Raw genomic sequence first — 17,995 nt, 5'->3', positions numbered from 1 at the left:
CAAGATTTTGCCGAACCGAAGTGAGACAGTAGCTGCGTGGATTTAACCGAAGCCTTATTGTGGATCAGCTTCGGTCAAGGGCCAGTAGAAATCTGGCGGAATCCCGGCTTCGGCTCGTTTTTCTTCATTAAACGGAGGTTTTAAAGTGCTGTGAAAATAGCGCCTTACCAAGCTGTGAAAGATCTCTTTGGGGTCTGAGTTTTCTCGTCCACACAGAAAATGGAACCACTTGCTGCCATAGGCCACATGGCTGACCTCTTCGGCGTAAATCACTTCTAGTGTCTCGATTACTTGGGGCATCTTGGCCTTGCGGAACAGCTCGATCATGCCGGGCGTGACATCAAGCCCGCGGGCCTCGAGCACCATGGGAACCACAGCCAAACGACCCATCAGATCTTCGGCGGTGTCCTCGGCGGCGCGCCACATACCTGTGTGGGCGGGCAAAGCACCGTAGTGGCTGCCAAGGGTGTCCAGGCAATCACATATAAGGTTGAAGTGTTTGGATTCTTCATCTGCGGATTTGACCCAATCGTCATAGAACCCCATCGGCATCGGCACATGAGAAAAGCGCGCAATGATATCCCAATGCAGGTCCACTGCGTTTAACTCAATATGCGCAACTGCGTGAAGCAGCGCAATTCTGCCAGCGGGCGTTCCTGGTTTTCGCTTCGGAACATCGCGCGGGTTGAGCAATTCGGGGTGTTCAGGCCGTGCGGGGTGAAGAGGCGGGGAGGCCGTGCCAATCTCAATCACCTCACGTTTTCCAGTACGTGATTCAAACCATTCTTTTGCGTGGTGACGCGATAGAGCAGTTTTTTCGTGCCCATCAGCGGTGTTGAGGACCTGCGCTGCGCGTTCCGCGAGTGAAAGGTTTTGGTTGATCATAGGAGCCATCCGGTTGTTGTGACCTGGATCTCCTTGATTTGGGGGAGATTGTCCAGATTTTGGGGCGAGCGCGGCTTGCTTTCTGCGCGCTCGCCCCGATCAACTGACTATGCAGCATTGCTTGCGATCAGATTCTCAGTGCTGCGCTGCCCTAGGGCTGATTAGAGCGCCTGGACCGCTGCCAGAACCTCTTCGACATGACCGTCCACTTTTACCTTGCGCCAAACGCGGGCAACGCGTCCCTCTGCGTCAATGAGAAAGGTTGAGCGCTCAATCCCCCAGTGTTTTTTGCCATAGAGGTTCTTCTCTTTCCAGACCCCGTAGTCTTCGCTGGTGGTGCCATTTTCGTCAGAAAGCAGCGGTGTTGTCAGTTCGTGTTTTGCGGTAAACTTATCGTGCTTGGTGATACTGTCCTTGGAGATGCCAAACACCAGAGCACCTGCATCAGAAAAAGCCTGCAACTGACTGGAAAATCCGATGGATTCCTTGGTGCAGCCCGGCGTATCATCACGAGGATAGAAAAATAAGACTACGGCTTGGCCCCGAAGAACTGACAGCGTCACATCGCTGCTTTTGCCTCCGCAAGGAAGTGTGAAATCAGGGGCCAGGTCTGAGGTTTCGAGCATATCGTATGTCTCCATGGAAAACTGTGGGGACTGACTGCCACATTCTGGCGACAACAGGCAAAGGAAAAGCAAAGATCACCCGTGCCCAAAAAATACCAGGCCCTGGCCCAGAGCACCAAGAGCCATCTCTGCCGGGCGTCAAACGGACCCGTTGGCGGATGCTACGTGTTGGCATTTGGCTCTTGTCTGGGGTGACGTTGTTGTTGGCTGGACTGGTGTATTTTGCCATGGGGACCCGGTTTGATGCACCAGACTGGCTGCGCCAGCGGGTTGAAACGCGGATCGAGCGCAATTTGGCAGGCATGCAAATCGAATTTGGCCAGATCTATATGGTGGTCAATCACGGGTGGCGACCTCGCGTTGGGTTGCGGGACGTCCGGTTAAGCGCAGCAGACGGAACTGTTATGGCACAGCTGGCGGATGCGCAGGCATCACTGGCGATGCGCCCCTTATTGTCGGGGCAGGTACAACCCAAACGGATCAGTATCAGTGGTTTGTTCGCGACTTTGCGCCGCGAGGCGAGTGGTGCAATGGCACTGAGCCTTGAAGGCGGAGCAGCACCGGTGCGTCAGGCGGCGGGCTTGCCACAATTGATCGAACAGTTTGATCAGCTGCTGATGGCTCCGGCCTTGTCGGCGCTGGATGTTATCGAGACCGAGGCCCTGACGCTGCGCTATGAAGACGACCGGCAAGGCCGGGGTTGGACCTTGGATGGCGGGCACATAGAGTTAGACCGAACCGGTCAGAATGTTGCCATTACCGGTGGTTTCTCGCTGCTGAGCGGGCGTGACTATGTCGGTACGGTCGAGGCCAATTATAGCTCAAAAATTGGTGATGCCGCTGCTGAGTTTGGTGTGTTGGTGCGTGAAATCGCCAGCGAGGATATCGCCAGTCAGAGTGCTGCGCTTGGTTGGTTGCAGGTTTTGCGCGCCCCAATTTCAGGGTCTCTGAGGGGCGGAATCGACAGCAATAGTGCGCTGCTACCGTTTTCTGCCAGTCTGCAGATAGGCAGCGGCGTATTGCAGCCTGCAGACCAAACGCTACCGATCCCATTCCATGGCGCCAGTAGTTACATTTCCTTCACGCCTGAAACGCAAATCCTGCAGTTTGATGAACTGCGTGTGAACAGCGGATGGGGCGCCGGCGCAATGGAAGGTCAGGCCTTGCTAAGCGGGGTGGAGAATGGGCAGTTGACCGAACTCGTCGGGCAGTTGCGATTTTCGGATCTGAGTTTGAATCCGCGTGGGTTGTATGAAACTCCACTGGAACTGGCCGGGATAAACGCGGATTTCAAGCTTGAGCTCAATCCATTTCGTCTTCGGATCGGCGAGATGCTGGTCCGGGATGGCGATAGCAATATTCTTGTCAGTGGTGCGCTGAGGGCCGGAGATCTGGGCTGGGATTACGATGTCATCGCCCAGGTGGATAAAGTTGAGGCCGACCGCGTCAAGCAACTCTGGCCCGAGGCGGCGCCGCCAAAACCACGTAAGTGGGTGCGCGAGAATCTATGGCAAGGCACTGCGCGTGACATCAATTTGGCACTGCGCGGCAGAGACGGCAAAAAGCCGTTCCTGTATTTGGACCTTGGGTTCGAAGATGCAGTTGTGCGGTTCCAGAAAAATCTGCCGCCACTGCGCAATGCTCAAGGTCAGATGAGCATTTATGGCAAGCGGCTGGTTCTGATGGCCACTGGCGGTACGGTTACCGCTGATCAAGGTGGGGACATCGATGTTGCGGGGACCTCATTTATTATTCCCGATATGTCCGTCAAACAGGGGGCTCCGGGTGTTGCCCGGGTGGTGGGGACAGGATCGGTGACGTCTGTACTATCCTTGTTGAACCGGCCGCCGTTGTCGGTGCTGAAAGACAGTAATCTGCCGGTAGATCTGGCAAAGGGATTGGTCAGCGTTGCAGGCACCCTATCGCTGCCATTGCGCGACAAGGTGCCAGTTGAGGAAATTTTCTATCACTACCAAGGACGGATTTCTGATGTCGAGAGCAACGTGTTGGTGCCTGGCCATGCGTTGCAGGCAACTTCTCTGAACCTGAGTGGAGATCAGAACGGCGTGGAGATTGGTGGCAAAGGGCAACTGTCTGGCGTCCCCATAAGCGCCAAGTGGCGTATGGCTCTTGGCAAGGATGTGCCGAAAATGAGCCGTGTTGAAGGCCAGGTTGAGCTATCGCAAATGGCTGTAGATGCCTTTGGCCTGGGATTGCCCAAAGGATCAATTAGCGGGCAGGCTACCGGTGAATTTGCGGTGGATTTGAAACCTGAACAGCCACCTCTGCTCTCGCTGCAATCAGATTTGAGCGGGGCAGGGGTAAGAATCCCATCTTTGAGCTGGGCAATGTCGCCTGAGGCCACCGGAACCTTGACTATCTCAGCCCGCTTGGGAGAACTGGCACAGGTTGACCTCTTGGAGCTCAAGGCCCCTGGTTTGACGGTGTCAGGCACTCTGAGTACCCGTGTGGGCGGAGGCTTGGACCGGGCTCAGTTCAGTCAGGTGAATGTTGGCAATTGGTTGACAGGCTCGGCTGAATTGGTGGGCCGGGGCAATGCTGCGCCATCGGTCAACGTGACCGGTGGGGCGCTGGACATGCGTAAAACCCCGTTCAGTGGTGCCAGTGGTGCTGCGGGTACCAGCGGAGGCAATACTCCGATTACCCTGACACTGGGCCGGTTGCAGGTGACAGACAGCATCGCGTTACACGGGTTTCGCGGGAAGTTTTCAACTTTGGGCGGGTTTAGTGGTCAATTCAGCGGTGCCTTGAATGGGCAGACAGCAATCAACGGTCAGGTGGTGCCCCAAAATGGGGGTGTTGCGACGCGGATTCGGTCAAATGATGCTGGTGGTGTCTTCCGGTCTGCTGGCATGCTGGGCCATGGACGGGGCGGCAGTTTTGATATGACACTGACCCCGGCGAGTAAACCGGGTGAGTATGATGGTCGCATCAAGGTGAAAAACACCCGGATCAAAGATGCACCGGCAATGGCCGCTTTGATCAACTCGTTGAGCTTGATCGGTCTGGTGGATGAACTGGCTGGGCAAGGTATTTTGTTTACAGGAGTTGAGGCCAGTTTTCGTCTGGGCCCGTCTTACCTGATCCTGCACAAAAGCAGTGCAGTGGGTCCCTCGATCGGGCTGTCGATGGACGGCAATTTTGATCTTGCGCGTGGGGTATTGAACATGCGCGGCGTAGTGTCACCGATTTATATGCTGAACGCCATTGGATCCGTACTGACCCGCAAGGGTGAGGGCTTGATTGGATTTGCCTATACCCTGCGCGGTACTGCGGATGAGCCGCAGGTGCAGGTCAACCCGCTGTCTGGGCTGGCGCCGGGTATGTTCCGTGAAATCTTTCGTGGCCCTGCACCTAGAATTCCCGGGCAGCCAGAACCTGCTGCGCCGACGCCCGGCACGCCGCCCTCTCCCTATTCCAGCCCGGCAGAGGATCGGTAGCTTTGCTGTGTTCAGCGATCCTTGCTGACCCAAGCGGTCTCTCAAATTGGGCCATGGCCAAGCGGCGGTGAACCCCTTATAGCGCGGGCATGAAACTCAGTGATTTTGACTTTGAGCTGCCTGACAGCCTGATTGCGACCCGCCCCGCAAACCCGCGCAGTTCGGCGCGTTTACTGGTGGCCCAAGGTGACGTGCTTAGCGATGGGCATGTGACGGATCTGGTGGACTGGCTGCGCTCTGGCGATCGCTTGGTGTTGAACGATACCAAAGTGATCCCGGCACGATTAAGCGGGCGACGGCATCGTGACAGTGCGCAGGGACCGGTTGCAGCTAAAATTGAAGTGACACTGCTGGAGCCGCGTGCAGATGGGCGTTGGGGGGCTTTGCTGAAGCCACTGAAAAAGATCAAGATCGGCGAAGAGGTGGTATTCCGTGATGGGTTCAGCGCCACACTAGAGGCTGTCGAGGATGGTCAGGGCCAGCTGCGGTTTAATCTGGATGGGGATGATTTCGACGCAGCACTGGCGCAGGCGGGGGCGATGCCCTTACCGCCCTATATTGCCGCAAAACGTGCTGCGGATGAGCAGGATAAACAGGACTATCAAACGGTTTGGGCACAACATTCTGGGGCGGTCGCTGCCCCAACTGCCAGTCTGCATTTTGACGACGCATTGCTGACGGCCTTGGCGGCCAAGGGGGTGGAATTCACGCATGTCACCCTGCACGTCGGGGCAGGCACATTCTTACCGGTCAAAGTCGATGACGTGACCACCCATAAGATGCATGCAGAATGGGGGCGGGTCAGCCAGCAAGCCGTCGATGAAATCACCGCCACTAAGGCGGCCGGTGGCCGTGTGATCCCGGTGGGGACCACGGCACTCAGATTGATTGAGAGTGCGGCACGCAGCGGTGAGATTGCGCCCTGGGAAGGGGAGACGGATATCTTTATCTATCCGGGGTTCGCCTTTCATGTGACCGATGCACTGATGACCAACTTTCACCTGCCAAAGTCGACCCTGTTGATGCTGGTGTCTGCTTTGATTGGACAACAGCGTGTGAAAGCGATTTACGATCACGCGGTCGAAGACGGTTACAGGTTTTTTTCCTACGGTGACGCCTCATTGTTGCTGCCCTAAGTTTGGCGGTTCTTGCTGACTAGGGTGAAATTGTGCAGGCTCCGCCGTAAAAGGGGAGATTGCAGTATGGGCGGGACTATTGTTGTAACAGGGGCCACCAGCGGGTTGGGTCTTGCCTTGGTGGAGCAGTTAAAGATGGCTGGGTTTCAGCCGGTTCTGACGGGGCGAAATCGAGATAAGGTGGATAGTCTGGCGACAGATCTGGCTGTGCCAGGATATCAGTTGAATGTCGCCGATGCAGGGTCAATCACCCGGGTGAGTGCTCAGATTATCGCTGATCTTGGACCGGTTGACGGTCTGATCAACAATGCAGGCATTTGGCTGGAAGGGGATTTTGAGACCTATACTGCCGAACAGATCCAACAGGTTTTGGACACAAACACCACAGGCACAATCCTGACCACACATGCCTTTTTGCCCGATATGCTGGCCCGCCGTCGTGGCACTATCATCAACACGGTTTCGACTGGGGCGTTGTATTGCCGTAAGTTGATCAGTGTTTACTCGGCCAGCAAATGGGCCATCCGTGGGTTTACCGGCTGTATGGAGGTCGAATGTGCGCCAAAGGGAGTTCGCGTGATGGGGTTCTATCCGGGTAAGATTGATACCAGCATGTATGACACGGCTGGGTTTGGGCGCGATCTGAACATTGCGATGAGCCCGGAGCAGGGCGCCGAGATGGTTGTCACCATGTTGCGGAGTGAAGGCATGGTCTGGTCGCAGGTCTCGGGGCGGTCGATCACCGATTATCAGTGACACAGGTGCGCTGTGGAGGGCCGTCTTTGTTTGCCCGAGAATGTATGCAAGCGTCGCTTTTAGGACCTGCGTGACGAAAAACTGACAGAACTGAGCTTCGTTCTCAGGGAAAAGCAGAAATCTGAGAGGCCAAAACCCATTTGGGGCGGGCCAGATGGTGCAGTCCCTAAATGAGAAGGATACGCAGGGATGTTTCAGGTTCTGTCGAGCGCGTGGGCGCTGTTACTTGGGATGGGTCTACTGATGGTCGGCAACGGCCTGCAGGGGACCTTGCTTGGGGTCAGAGGTGAGATTGAGGGCTTCTCGACGTTTGAGATGTCCTTTGTGATGTCGGCGTATTTTGTAGGCTTTCTAGGTGGGTCCAAATTGGCCCCAGACCTGATCCGGCGGGTGGGGCATGTGCGGGTCTTTGCGGCTTTGGCCTCATTTATCTCGGCTGTGATGATTCTATATCCGGCCTTTGCCCATCCTGTCGCGTGGATCTTTGGACGGGTTCTCATCGGGTTCTGCTTTTCTGGCGTGTATGTGACCGCTGAAAGCTGGTTGAACAATGCGGCTGACAATCAAAACCGAGGTAAGGCACTGTCACTTTACATGATCGTGCAGATGGCGGGGATCGTGTCCGCGCAGGGGTTGCTCCTGGTTGGTGATCCAGCCGGTTATGAGACATTTGTCATTGCATCGGTGCTTGTATCCGTTTCGTTTGCTCCGATTTTGCTATCGATTTCCCCCACACCGGCGTTTGACACTGCCAAACCGATGACATTGCGTAAGCTGATGGAAACGTCGCCGCTGGGATGTGTCGGCATGTTCTTGCTGGGCGGCGTGTTTTCCGCACAGTTTGGTATGAGCGCAGTATATGGCGCTGAGGCAGGGTTGAGCCTGTTGGAAATTTCGATCTTTGTGGCGACGTTCTACGTTGGCGCGACTCTCTTGCAGTTTCCGCTTGGGTGGGTCTCGGACAGAATGGACCGACGTGTTCTGGTGCTGGTCATTGCGGGCGTTGGAGCCGTTGGCAGCGTGCTGGGAATGAAATTTGGGATGCAGTTTGAGATGTTGCTGCTGTCAGCGTTTCTGGTTGGCGGCATGACCAGCCCTTTGTATTCGCTGCTGATCGCCCATACCAACGACTATCTTGACCACGATGATATGGCGGCTGCCTCGGGCGGGTTGGTGTTTATCAATGGGCTGGGGGCGATCGCGGGACCGCTGATCACCGGTTGGCTGATGGGGGACGCGGTCTTTGGGCCTGCGGGGTACTTCTTGTTTATGGCGCTGCTGCTGGCTGTTCTGGCCAGCTATGCCGCTTATCGCATAACTCAGCGGGCTGCGATTCCTGTCGAAGAAACCGGAATAATGGCGCCGATGACACCAAGTGCATCGCCCGTGTCAGTTGAGTTTGCACAGGAGTATGCCATTGATACGGAACTGGAAGAGCAAGAAGCTGCTGGCGAATTAGGATGATTGCGCTAACCCGGTTGAATTTTGCGCAAGATTTCACAAAAACACCACTCCTGTTGTAATTTGTTACCGTAACAGACTTGTAAAATGGTCGTAAAATCGACTGATGTTAGGGACAGGCAAAAATTGGAGTATGACCCATGGTTGGTCCCGACGAGGTTCTGGAGTTCTGGCTAGATGAAGCTGGACCAAAGGGCTGGTATATGCAGGACGAGGCGTTTGACGCCGAGATACGAAAACGGTTTGAGGCAGCATGGGAAGGGGCTTGCGAAGGCAAGTATTCGATGTGGCTTACCCATCCCAGCGGAGTGCTGGCCTATCTCATTCTAACCGATCAGTTCCCACGGAATATGTACCGCGGATCCAAGGCGGCTTTTTCCAGTGATAAGCTGGCCCTGGCAGCAGCCAAGGCGGCGATCAGCAAGAAATGGGATATGAAGATCGACGAGCCCGCACGGCAGTTCTTTTATCTGCCGCTAATGCATTCCGAAAACCTCTGTGATCAGGACCGTTGTGTTCGGTTGATGAAGGAGCGGATGCCGGTTGAAGGCCCATCGAACTTGCTGCATGCCCGCGCGCACCGTGAGGTGATCCGGCTGTTCGGTCGCTTTCCCTATCGCAACGAAGCGTTGGCGCGTCACAGTACGGAACCTGAATTGGACTATGTTATGGCTGGTGGCTATGGCGAGACGGTCCGTTTGTTACAGGCTGCCAGCTAGGCCCAATTAGGGCGTCGGCGGTACACAATTTGAGAGCCGGGCAATCTGCCCGGCGAACTCAGCCGCCCCGGTTTGGGCCGCATCTCGAATGACTTCTGCAGGTAGGGCTTTCAGATCCAACATTTCGGACTGGAGAGCCGCCAATCTACGGTCCAGTGCATCAAGCTTCGCCGACACCGCGATTTCGGGGCGCTGCAGAATGTCACTACGCAGTGCGACAACTTCGGTTCGCAATGCCTCGATGCGGTTCTGGACTGGGGTGATCTGGACCACAGCCTGCGTGACTTGCCCTGTCACATTGTCCACGGAAGACATTAGCTTCCAACCCAGAAACAGGCAGAGCGCCAATAGCAGCAGGGTTGCGTTGATACATGCCTTGAGCAGATCGAGAAGTGTTTTTGTCATCACAAGGGCCTATTGGGTCAAATGTGTTGGATTGGGAATTATGAGATTTATACCGTCTCATGGTTTCAGAAATTGCGGCGGAATGCTATTGATAACAATAAGAAATGCAGGAAAACCTCTCTGTCAGGGGGAGTGTTTGCAGTCTGTATATAAATAGTTTAATGGTGAACTAGTTTTAAACCGCAGTGCTGAGGGACTAACAATGGCTACCAAATCCTTTGATCTGATTGTTATCGGGGCCGGACCGGGGGGCTATGTAGCCGCCATTCGCGGCGCGCAGCTGGGGCTGAAAGTCGCAGTGGTCGAGCGCGAACATCTGGGCGGCATCTGCCTGAACTGGGGCTGTATCCCCACCAAGGCGCTGCTGCGATCCTCTGAGGTGTTTCACCTGATGCACCGGGCCAAAGAATTTGGCCTGTCGGCAGACAATATCAACTATGACATCGATGCGGTGGTGAAGCGGTCGCGCGGTGTAGCCAAGCAGCTGTCTGGTGGCATCGGACATCTGTTGAAGAAAAACAAAGTCACTGTGGTGATGGGACAAGCGGTGATCCCGGCCAAGGGACGCGTTAGTGTCAAGACTGATAAGGGTACCGAAGAGCTAAGCGCCAAGAACATCGTTTTGGCTACCGGCGCACGGGCACGGGAATTGCCGGGGCTGGAAGCAGACGGCGATCTGGTCTGGACATACCGTCATGCCCTGCAACCGCCGCATATGCCGAAAAAGCTGCTGGTCATCGGGTCGGGCGCCATTGGCATCGAATTTGCTAGTTTCTATAACACACTGGGGGCTGACACGACTGTTGTGGAAGTGATGGACCGGGTGCTGCCAGTTGAAGACGCCGAGATTTCCGCCTTTGCCCATAAGGCGTTCAAGAAACAGGGCATGAAGATCATGGAAAAAGCCATGGTCAAAAAACTGGATCGCGGTAAAGGCAAGGTTACAGCTCATATAGAGGTCGCTGGTAAGGTCGAAACCCAAGAGTTCGACACTGTAATTTCAGCTGTTGGCATCGTCGGCAACGTCGAAAACCTGGGGCTGGAGGCACTGGGGGTCAAGTTGGATCGCACCCATGTGGTCACCGATGAATATTGCCGGACTGGGGTCGACGGGCTCTATGCCATCGGTGATATCGCCGGAGCGCCCTGGTTGGCGCATAAGGCCAGCCATGAAGGTGTCATGGTGGCGGATCTGATCGCAGGCAAACATGCGCATCCGGTTAAACCCGAAAGCATTGCGGGCTGCACCTATTGTCACCCACAGGTGGCCAGCGTCGGGTATACCGAAGCTAAGGCCAAAGAGTTGGGTTATGACATCAAAGTGGGCCGGTTTCCCTTTATCGGCAATGGCAAAGCCATTGCATTGGGCGAAGCAGAAGGGTTGGTAAAAACCATTTTTGATGCAAAAACAGGCGAACTGTTGGGCGCTCATATGGTTGGGGCTGAAGTGACGGAAATGATCCAAGGCTATGTGGTTGGGCGTCAGCTGGAAACCACAGAGGAAGACCTGATCAATACCGTGTTCCCACATCCGACCCTTAGCGAGATGATGCATGAAAGTGTATTGGATGCGTTTGACCGCGTAATCCATATGTAGTTTTAGATACAGTCGTTTAGGTTGCAATGCCCGGTGCCATGACTGGTTCCGGGCATTTTGCGTTTTAACGCGCAAAGCAAGCAATTATCCGCCCACTTCGTAATCAACATTTATCCGACTATGACATCACGAAAAAATCGTCTTCCCAGGTCTGCTACAGGATTGAAAATAGCGGTTTTTGGCCAGATCAAACAAAGCATTCGACAGTATCAGAGCGGGTGCCTAAATTGGTTTAGTGTACACTTGTTAATTAGTAGAGGGAGTAACGTCATGAATACTTTAAAGACTCTTGCCATGATTGTGGCTGGTAGCTTTATTTCTACGACTTCAGCAATCGCCGGTGGTTCGGTGTTGCCTGGGGACGGTAGCTTTACCCAATATGGTGTTGTGGACGGCTGGACCGTCTATGTTGATGTGGAGCGGGAATCCTGCTTGATCGAGCGTGTTGATGCCTCGGCCAACGTCGTGCAGATGGGGTTAACGGCTGATCACAAACTGGGATATTTGGGCGTGTTTTCCAAGACAGCTGATCTGGGTAGCGGCAATAAGGAAAAGATCTTTATCGATTTGGACGGCACTATGTACAATGCCAAGGCGACAAAGATGAAAAAGAACATTACCGAGGGCTACTCCGGTGGCTATATTCTTGCCGACAATCCTCAATTTATCGAAGATCTTGCTCAGAAATATACCATGACGGTCTTCCCTGAAAAAGAGGCGTCATTTCAGGTGGATCTGGCCGGAACACACAAGGCAATGGAACTGGCCCGGAACTGTAACGCTGAGCAGGGGTAAGGCAAGGTCTCTTTGACCTTTGAACGACGGCTGGGCGTTCGTCTGATCGTCAAATTTTTACCTGTATTGCACCTGCTGAGTTTTACCTCGGCAGGTGTTGTTTTGGCAGACGAATGGTGTGAAGCACATATTGTGCAGTCTAGTGAACAGGCATCTTCGAGCCGTTTTTGCCAGCAAGAAAGCTTTGCCAAATTGCCAATGAAAAGCCCAGCATAGCGACGGCTGCTAGCACTTGGCCGACAATCAGCAGGTGGGCCATTGTAAAAGCTAGCATACCGAGCGCCCCTAGAGCGTTTACACCCAAGAATAGTTTCGAGAACTGAACAGCTGGGGCGGCACGAACTGCAAGTAAGACCACAAAGGCCCATATGATGATTGAGAATGGGCCCAGGTAAGCATAGCCCCAATATATGTTGCTGGCAGTCACATCTTGCCCAAATGCCGTCCAGACAGGCCCGCCTTCCAGGTGTGCCATGAGTTCGGGGTAGTGGGGTTTCATTGGAGTCGCGGCAGTTGAGGCCATGCCGCCGATACCAGCTAGAAAAGACCTGAGAAAGCGAGCCATATTGCTGGGTTTGTTCGTGTATTCATAGAATTATGCTTTCATAATAAAGGGGGTGTGTAAGGTTGCGAATCTATTAGACGTCACCGTACAATAGTAAGTGCTGGATTTGAAAGTGAGAATAGAGTGCCCAAAAAAATTGCATCTAAGGACGCCTGGGTTAAGCTTGGGTTTCGCAAATTTTGTGTTGGAGGAGTTGACGCTCTGCGGGTGGAGGCGATGGGCCGTACGCTTGGGGTCAGTAAAGCCAGCTTTTATCATTTTTTCAAAACCCGTGATGTGTTCATAAATGACATAATCAACCATTGGCGGGACCTAAGAACCGAAGAATACATCGTGTTGAGCCAAGCGAACTCAGACACATCTTTAGAAATCAACACTCTGATCCTCACTATCTTTAGTGCTGAAATTGAAGACGACTTTCTGATCCATTTGCGGCGCTTGGGACAGGCCAATGGAGCCGTACGCGACCTGCTTATCGAAGTGGAAAAGCAGCGTATCGACTATGCTTGCAGCTCAATTGAACGGCTTGGTTATTCACATGAGGTGGCGCAGGAAAAAGCGACCATCATCTACAACTACTATCTGGGATGGCGTGAACGTCAAAAAACTACACTTGGGCCTACTAGGACGCCCGCCGAGGAACTCACCCTGCTGGTCGGCCACCTTGGACTATGTCCGCAATAAGATTGCCCAGACCCCAGGCACTTGTCAGTTGCCCTATGCGGTGTTTCGGTGTTCTGTGAACACCGGTAGCGGGAACAGTTGGGGGATAGTGGTGCCAAGTCTCAATAGAATTGCAATGGCGAAATCCAGTCGCAGAATGATCCGCGAATTGGGGCCAAGACAGTTACATGTTGCTGAGATTTCAGGGAAGTGGGGCGAGATGTTCGATTTTGCCTCGTACCAACAATTTAGGTTTCCGGAATACGATATCTGTCAGGGCCCCATAAGCGGGGAAGACGGGCGTCCGCTGAAGTTTGATCTGATCCTGGCCAATCAGGTTTGGGAACATCTGGACCGGCCTTACGGGGCGACCAAGAATATCCGCAAGATGTTGCGACGGGGTGGGTACTTCTGGCTGGCTGTTCCGTTTCACATTCCGTTCCACGCAGCCCCCAATGATTGTTCACGCTGGTCGGCGCGTGGGTTAAAGAACCTGCTGATAGAGGCCGGGTTTGAAGAGGACGCGATCCGAGCCCAACAATGGGGCAACCGCAACGCTGCTCTGCGAAACCTCGAAGACAAATGGCCGCCCGAATATGATGAGGCCAATGATCCGCTGGACAATGACCCGCAAATGCCGATTTGTGCATGGGCGATTGCCCAAAAGACCTAGGCGGAGGTTCATCGAAATTGGGCTGTGAATTTACAAGAACCCCACTGGCCCCTGCGTCTTCTTCCCGTTAGTCCTGTCTTTATCTTGGCACGCTTCGTGATGTTGCGCGCTATTGAAGAAGTGCGGATTCAAAATGACATCGACAGATAATACCCGCTGGGGCTTGATCCTGGTGATTTGGGCTGCCGGCCTTGGGGCCGCTGCGCAATATGGCAAGATCAGTGTGATCTTTGACCGGATGGCTGAACTGTATCCATTGGCAGGAGATGCAATCAGTTTCACTGTGTCGCTGGTTGGGTTGCTTGGGATTTTGCTGGGTGTGGTCGCGGGCATGTTTGTCGCCGCGTTTGGATATCGCCGTACGCTGGTCTGGGCCCTGTGGATTGGCGCAGCTATGTCGGCGTTGCAAGCCTTACACCTGCCTTTTTCAGCTTTCCTTGTCACTCGCGTTGTCGAAGGCCTGTCCCATCTGGGACTGGTGGTGGCCGGCCCTACATTGATCGCCCAAGTGAGCAGCGACAAATCCCGCGGCCTGGCGATGACATTATGGAGCACATTCTTTGGCGTCGCCTTTACTCTGCTGGCCTGGTTCGGGCTGCCCTTGGTCAATAAATTCGGTGTCTTGTCGTTGTTTGCCGCACATGCCGCCATCATGGCGGTGCTGGCCGTACTTTTGGGGGTGGCCCTGCGCAATGTACCAGTGCCGGCACGCCAACCCATTCCTAACATCGCTGCGTTGCCCGCGCTGCACTGGCGGATATACCGTTCGCCCTGGTTGGTGGCCCCAGCAGCAGGTTGGCTGTTCTATACCGCTTGCTTCGTTGCGATCCTGACCGTGATTCCACCGTTTATTGAACCCAACTTGCGTGGGTTTGTGGTGGGGATGATGCCGTTGGCCAGTATTGCGGTGTCGATGACAGTGGGTGTGTACCTGATGAGGTTTATTTCAGCTGTCCGATTGGTGCAGCTTGGCTTTGTCCTGTGTATATTGATGGCACTGTGGTTGCTGGCCTATCCAGGGTTGCCAATGGCCTGTATTGCTCTGGCTGGTGCGATGGGACTGGTGCAGGGTGGTAGCTTTGCTCTTGTTCCGCAGTTGAACGAAACAGCGGCAGATCGGGCCCAGTCAAGCGGCGCAATGGCACAGGCCGGAAACTTGGGGAACACGGTTGGTACGCCAATTATGGTGACTGCACTGACAGTTGCAGGATATTCAGGGTTGCTGGGGGTGGTTGTGCTGCTGTTTCTAGCTGGCCTGCTGGCGCATATCATCTTGGCAATGCGCCGCCGAAATTAAAATGTTCGCCTAACGTTCTCACTTTTGGGTTGGAAACCGCAAAGGTTTTCCCTATGTCTAGGGCGTCTTCTGGGGGGCATTATGGCTGAACTAAAATCCATCGAAGTGCGCGGCGCACGCGAGCACAATCTAAAGAACATCGACGTGAATATTCCACGCGATCAGCTGGTGGTGATCACCGGCCTGTCGGGCTCGGGAAAATCCAGTCTGGCGTTTGACACCATCTATGCCGAAGGCCAGCGCCGTTACGTCGAATCCTTAAGTGCGTATGCCCGGCAATTCCTTGATATGATGGAAAAACCGGATGTGGATCACATCAGTGGTCTGTCACCGGCCATCTCAATCGAGCAAAAGACAACCAGTAAAAACCCGCGGTCCACTGTTGGCACCGTGACTGAAATTTACGACTATCTGCGCCTGCTGTTTGCTCGTGCTGGTACGCCCTATAGCCCCGCCACTGGTTTGCCCATCGAAGCACAGCAGATCCAGGACATGGTCGATCGGATCATGAAGCTAGAGGAGGGGACTCGCGGCTATCTGTTGGCGCCCATCGTGCGCGACCGTAAGGGTGAGTACAAAAAAGACTTCCTTGAGCTGAGGAAGCAAGGGTTTCAGCGGGTCAAAGTGGATGGCGCGTTCTATGAGCTGGATGAACCACCGACGCTGGACAAGAAATTCCGCCACGATATTGATGTCGTTGTAGATCGGCTGGTGGTGCGCGAAGGCTTGGAAACACGTCTTGCCGACAGCCTGCGTACGGCGCTGGATTTGGCCGATGGTATCGCCATTTTGGAAACCGTCGCGGATGACCCCGAGCGGATTACGTTTTCCGAAAAGTTTGCTTGCCCGGTCAGTGGTTTTACCATCTCCGAGATCGAGCCGCGGCTGTTCTCATTCAACGCACCTTTTGGGGCCTGTCCGGAATGTGATGGTCTGGGGGTTGAACTGTTCTTTGATGAACGTCTTGTGGTGCCGGATCAGACGCTAAAGGTGTATGACGGTGCTCTTGCCCCATGGCGTAAGGGCAAATCGCCGTATTTTCTGCAAACCATTGAGGCCATCGCCAAGCATTACGAGTTTGACAAGAACACCTCGTGGAAAGACCTGTCGCCAAAAGTGCAGAATGTGTTCCTGCGAGGATCGGGCGACGAGGAAATCATGTTCCGCTATGATGAAGGCGGGCGGGTGTATCAGGTTGAGCGCGTTTTCGAGGGGGTAATCCCCAATATGGAACGGCGCTATCGCGAAACAGATTCGAACTGGATCCGCGAAGAGTTTGAACGCTATCAAAACAACCGATCCTGCGGGGCTTGTAATGGGTTCCGTCTGCGTGAAGAGGCATTGGCAGTTAAGATCGCCGGTGCGCATGCGGGGCAGGTCGTGCAAAAGTCGATCCGTGAGGCACTGGCCTGGATCGAAGATGTACCCAACCATCTGACTGTGCAAAAGCAGGAAATTGCTAAGGCCATCGTCAAGGAAATCCGCGAGCGCCTTGGGTTCCTGAACAACGTTGGTCTCGAATATCTGTCTCTTAGCCGCAACTCAGGCACATTGTCGGGTGGCGAAAGCCAACGTATCCGTCTGGCCAGCCAGATCGGGTCAGGGCTGACTGGGGTATTGTATGTACTGGATGAACCATCGATTGGTCTGCACCAACGTGACAATGACCGCTTGCTGGGAACGCTGAAAAACCTGCGTGATCAGGGCAATACCGTCATTGTGGTGGAACATGATGAAGAAGCGATCCGCGAGGCAGATTATGTCTTTGATATCGGCCCAGGGGCTGGCGTGCATGGTGGTCAGGTGGTCAGCGAGGGCACGCCGGCAGAATTGATCGCCGATGCGGCCTCGATCACCGGGCAATACCTTGCCGGAACCCGCGAGATTGCGGTGCCTGCCAAACGGCGTAAGGGCAACAAGAAGAAGGTCAAGGTGGTCAAGGCCACTGGCAACAACTTGAAGAATGTCACGGCTGAGTTTCCACTGGCCAAATTTGTCTGTGTCACTGGGGTTTCTGGTGGTGGTAAATCAACATTGACCATTGAGACCCTGTTCAAAACTGCTTCAATGCGGTTGAACGGTGCGCGGCAGACGCCAGCGCCCTGTGAGACCATCAAAGGGTTGGAGCACCTGGACAAGGTGATCGATATTGATCAGCGCCCCATTGGGCGAACACCTCGGTCTAATCCAGCCACCTACACTGGCGCTTTCACCCCGATCCGCGATTGGTTTGCTGGCCTGCCCGAGTCCAAGACCCGAGGGTACAAGCCGGGCCGGTTCAGCTTCAACGTTAAGGGGGGGCGCTGTGAGGCCTGTCAGGGCGATGGCTTGATCAAGATCGAGATGCATTTCCTGCCGGATGTCTATGTCACTTGCGAAACCTGTCAGGGCGCGCGCTATAACCGTGAAACGCTGGAAATCAAGTTCAAGGGCAAATCGATTGCTGATGTTCTGGATATGACAGTTGAGGATGCTCAGGAGTTCTTCCAGGCGGTGCCGCCAATCCGTGACAAGATGGACGCGCTGATGCGGGTCGGGCTTGGCTACATCAAGGTTGGTCAATCGGCCACCACTCTATCTGGGGGGGAAGCCCAACGAGTGAAGCTGTCCAAAGAACTGGCCAAGCGATCAACCGGGCGTACCCTGTATATTCTGGATGAACCAACGACTGGTTTGCATTTCGAGGATGTCCGTAAGTTGCTGGATGTGCTGCATGAACTGGTGGATCAGGGCAATTCAGTTGTGGTGATCGAACACAATTTGGATGTGGTGAAAACGGCTGACTGGATCATCGATATCGGCCCTGAAGGCGGCGATGGCGGTGGAGAGATTGTCGCTGTGGGAACGCCCGAAAAAGTCGCGCAAGAACCACGCAGCCATACTGGGCATTATCTAAAGGACATGCTGAACCCCAAGAAGGTGGCGGCGGAGTAGGGGGCTTGGCCCCTCTGCGCTT

The 17,995-nt window shown here is 54.4% G+C and carries 15 protein-coding genes; 11 read left to right on the top strand and 4 right to left on the bottom strand.

The genetic code is table 11. The features are described 5' to 3' along the window. Positions 1-54: 54 nt before the first annotated feature. Both FEE96_RS21140 and FEE96_RS21135 read right to left on the bottom strand, forming a co-directional pair. On the bottom strand, positions 55-885 hold the full coding sequence (locus FEE96_RS21140; RefSeq protein WP_138165125.1) for a ferritin-like domain-containing protein: 831 nt from the start codon (positions 883-885) through the stop codon (positions 55-57). Between the two features lie 161 nt (positions 886-1,046). Next, entirely contained in the window at positions 1,047-1,511 is a 465-nt protein-coding gene (locus FEE96_RS21135; protein ID WP_138165124.1) for a peroxiredoxin, read from the bottom strand. 5 nt (positions 1,512-1,516) lie between these two features. On the opposite strand from FEE96_RS21135, the gene FEE96_RS21130 reads away from it, so the two are divergent. The 5 genes from FEE96_RS21130 to FEE96_RS21110 all read left to right on the top strand — a co-directional run bounded on the left by FEE96_RS21130 (position 1,517) and on the right by FEE96_RS21110 (position 9,044). Then, entirely contained in the window at positions 1,517-4,972 is a 3,456-nt protein-coding gene (locus FEE96_RS21130; RefSeq protein WP_138165123.1) for a YhdP family protein, read from the top strand. A gap of 89 nt (positions 4,973-5,061) precedes the next feature. Then, on the top strand, positions 5,062-6,108 hold the full coding sequence (gene queA / locus FEE96_RS21125; protein ID WP_138165122.1) for a tRNA preQ1(34) S-adenosylmethionine ribosyltransferase-isomerase QueA: 1,047 nt from the start codon (positions 5,062-5,064) through the stop codon (positions 6,106-6,108). Positions 6,109-6,174: 66 nt separating this feature from the next. Further along, a complete protein-coding gene (locus FEE96_RS21120; protein ID WP_138165121.1) occupies positions 6,175-6,864 on the top strand; it encodes an SDR family NAD(P)-dependent oxidoreductase in 690 nt (229 codons plus the stop codon). A gap of 189 nt (positions 6,865-7,053) precedes the next feature. Beyond that, positions 7,054-8,328 (top strand): MFS transporter, encoded by a 1,275-nt coding sequence (locus tag FEE96_RS21115; RefSeq protein WP_138165120.1) that lies wholly within the window; start codon positions 7,054-7,056, stop codon positions 8,326-8,328. 137 nt (positions 8,329-8,465) lie between these two features. Continuing rightward, positions 8,466-9,044, top strand: a complete 579-nt coding sequence (locus FEE96_RS21110) for a DUF924 family protein (protein ID WP_138165119.1) — start codon at positions 8,466-8,468, stop codon at positions 9,042-9,044. A 6-nt stretch (positions 9,045-9,050) separates the two neighbouring features. Here the strand turns inward: FEE96_RS21110 and FEE96_RS21105 are convergent, their stop codons facing one another. After that, on the bottom strand, positions 9,051-9,449 hold the full coding sequence (locus FEE96_RS21105) for a hypothetical protein (RefSeq protein ID WP_138165118.1): 399 nt from the start codon (positions 9,447-9,449) through the stop codon (positions 9,051-9,053). 202 nt (positions 9,450-9,651) lie between these two features. Between FEE96_RS21105 and lpdA the strand changes: the two genes are divergently transcribed. Beyond that, positions 9,652-11,046: a dihydrolipoyl dehydrogenase gene (lpdA, locus tag FEE96_RS21100; RefSeq protein WP_138165117.1), complete on the top strand. Its 1,395-nt coding sequence runs from the start codon at positions 9,652-9,654 to the stop codon at positions 11,044-11,046. 270 nt (positions 11,047-11,316) lie between these two features. Then, positions 11,317-11,841 (top strand): hypothetical protein, encoded by a 525-nt coding sequence (locus FEE96_RS21095; protein ID WP_138165116.1) that lies wholly within the window; start codon positions 11,317-11,319, stop codon positions 11,839-11,841. 139 nt (positions 11,842-11,980) lie between these two features. Here FEE96_RS21095 and FEE96_RS21090 read toward each other — a convergent pair whose 3' ends face one another. Beyond that, a complete protein-coding gene (locus tag FEE96_RS21090; protein ID WP_138165115.1) occupies positions 11,981-12,406 on the bottom strand; it encodes a hypothetical protein in 426 nt (141 codons plus the stop codon). A gap of 123 nt (positions 12,407-12,529) precedes the next feature. Between FEE96_RS21090 and FEE96_RS21085 the strand changes: the two genes are divergently transcribed. The 4 genes from FEE96_RS21085 (at position 12,530) to uvrA (ending at position 17,973) form a co-directional block, all read left to right on the top strand. Continuing rightward, positions 12,530-13,090 (top strand): TetR/AcrR family transcriptional regulator, encoded by a 561-nt coding sequence (locus tag FEE96_RS21085; protein ID WP_171021773.1) that lies wholly within the window; start codon positions 12,530-12,532, stop codon positions 13,088-13,090. 115 nt (positions 13,091-13,205) lie between these two features. Further along, positions 13,206-13,742 (top strand): methyltransferase domain-containing protein, encoded by a 537-nt coding sequence (locus tag FEE96_RS21080; RefSeq protein WP_138165113.1) that lies wholly within the window; start codon positions 13,206-13,208, stop codon positions 13,740-13,742. A gap of 133 nt (positions 13,743-13,875) precedes the next feature. Continuing rightward, positions 13,876-15,039, top strand: coding sequence for an MFS transporter (locus FEE96_RS21075; RefSeq protein ID WP_138165112.1), 1,164 nt, complete (start codon positions 13,876-13,878; stop codon positions 15,037-15,039). A gap of 81 nt (positions 15,040-15,120) precedes the next feature. Continuing rightward, on the top strand, positions 15,121-17,973 hold the full coding sequence (gene uvrA, locus FEE96_RS21070) for an excinuclease ABC subunit UvrA (protein ID WP_138165111.1): 2,853 nt from the start codon (positions 15,121-15,123) through the stop codon (positions 17,971-17,973). Positions 17,974-17,995 lie beyond the last annotated feature (22 nt).

This window comes from Parasedimentitalea maritima (assembly GCF_005771405.1).
GTDB lineage: Bacteria > Pseudomonadota > Alphaproteobacteria > Rhodobacterales > Rhodobacteraceae > Parasedimentitalea > Parasedimentitalea maritima.
The sequence above is the reverse complement of the archived record's forward strand: the minus strand, read 5'-3'. Positions and strand labels throughout refer to the sequence as shown.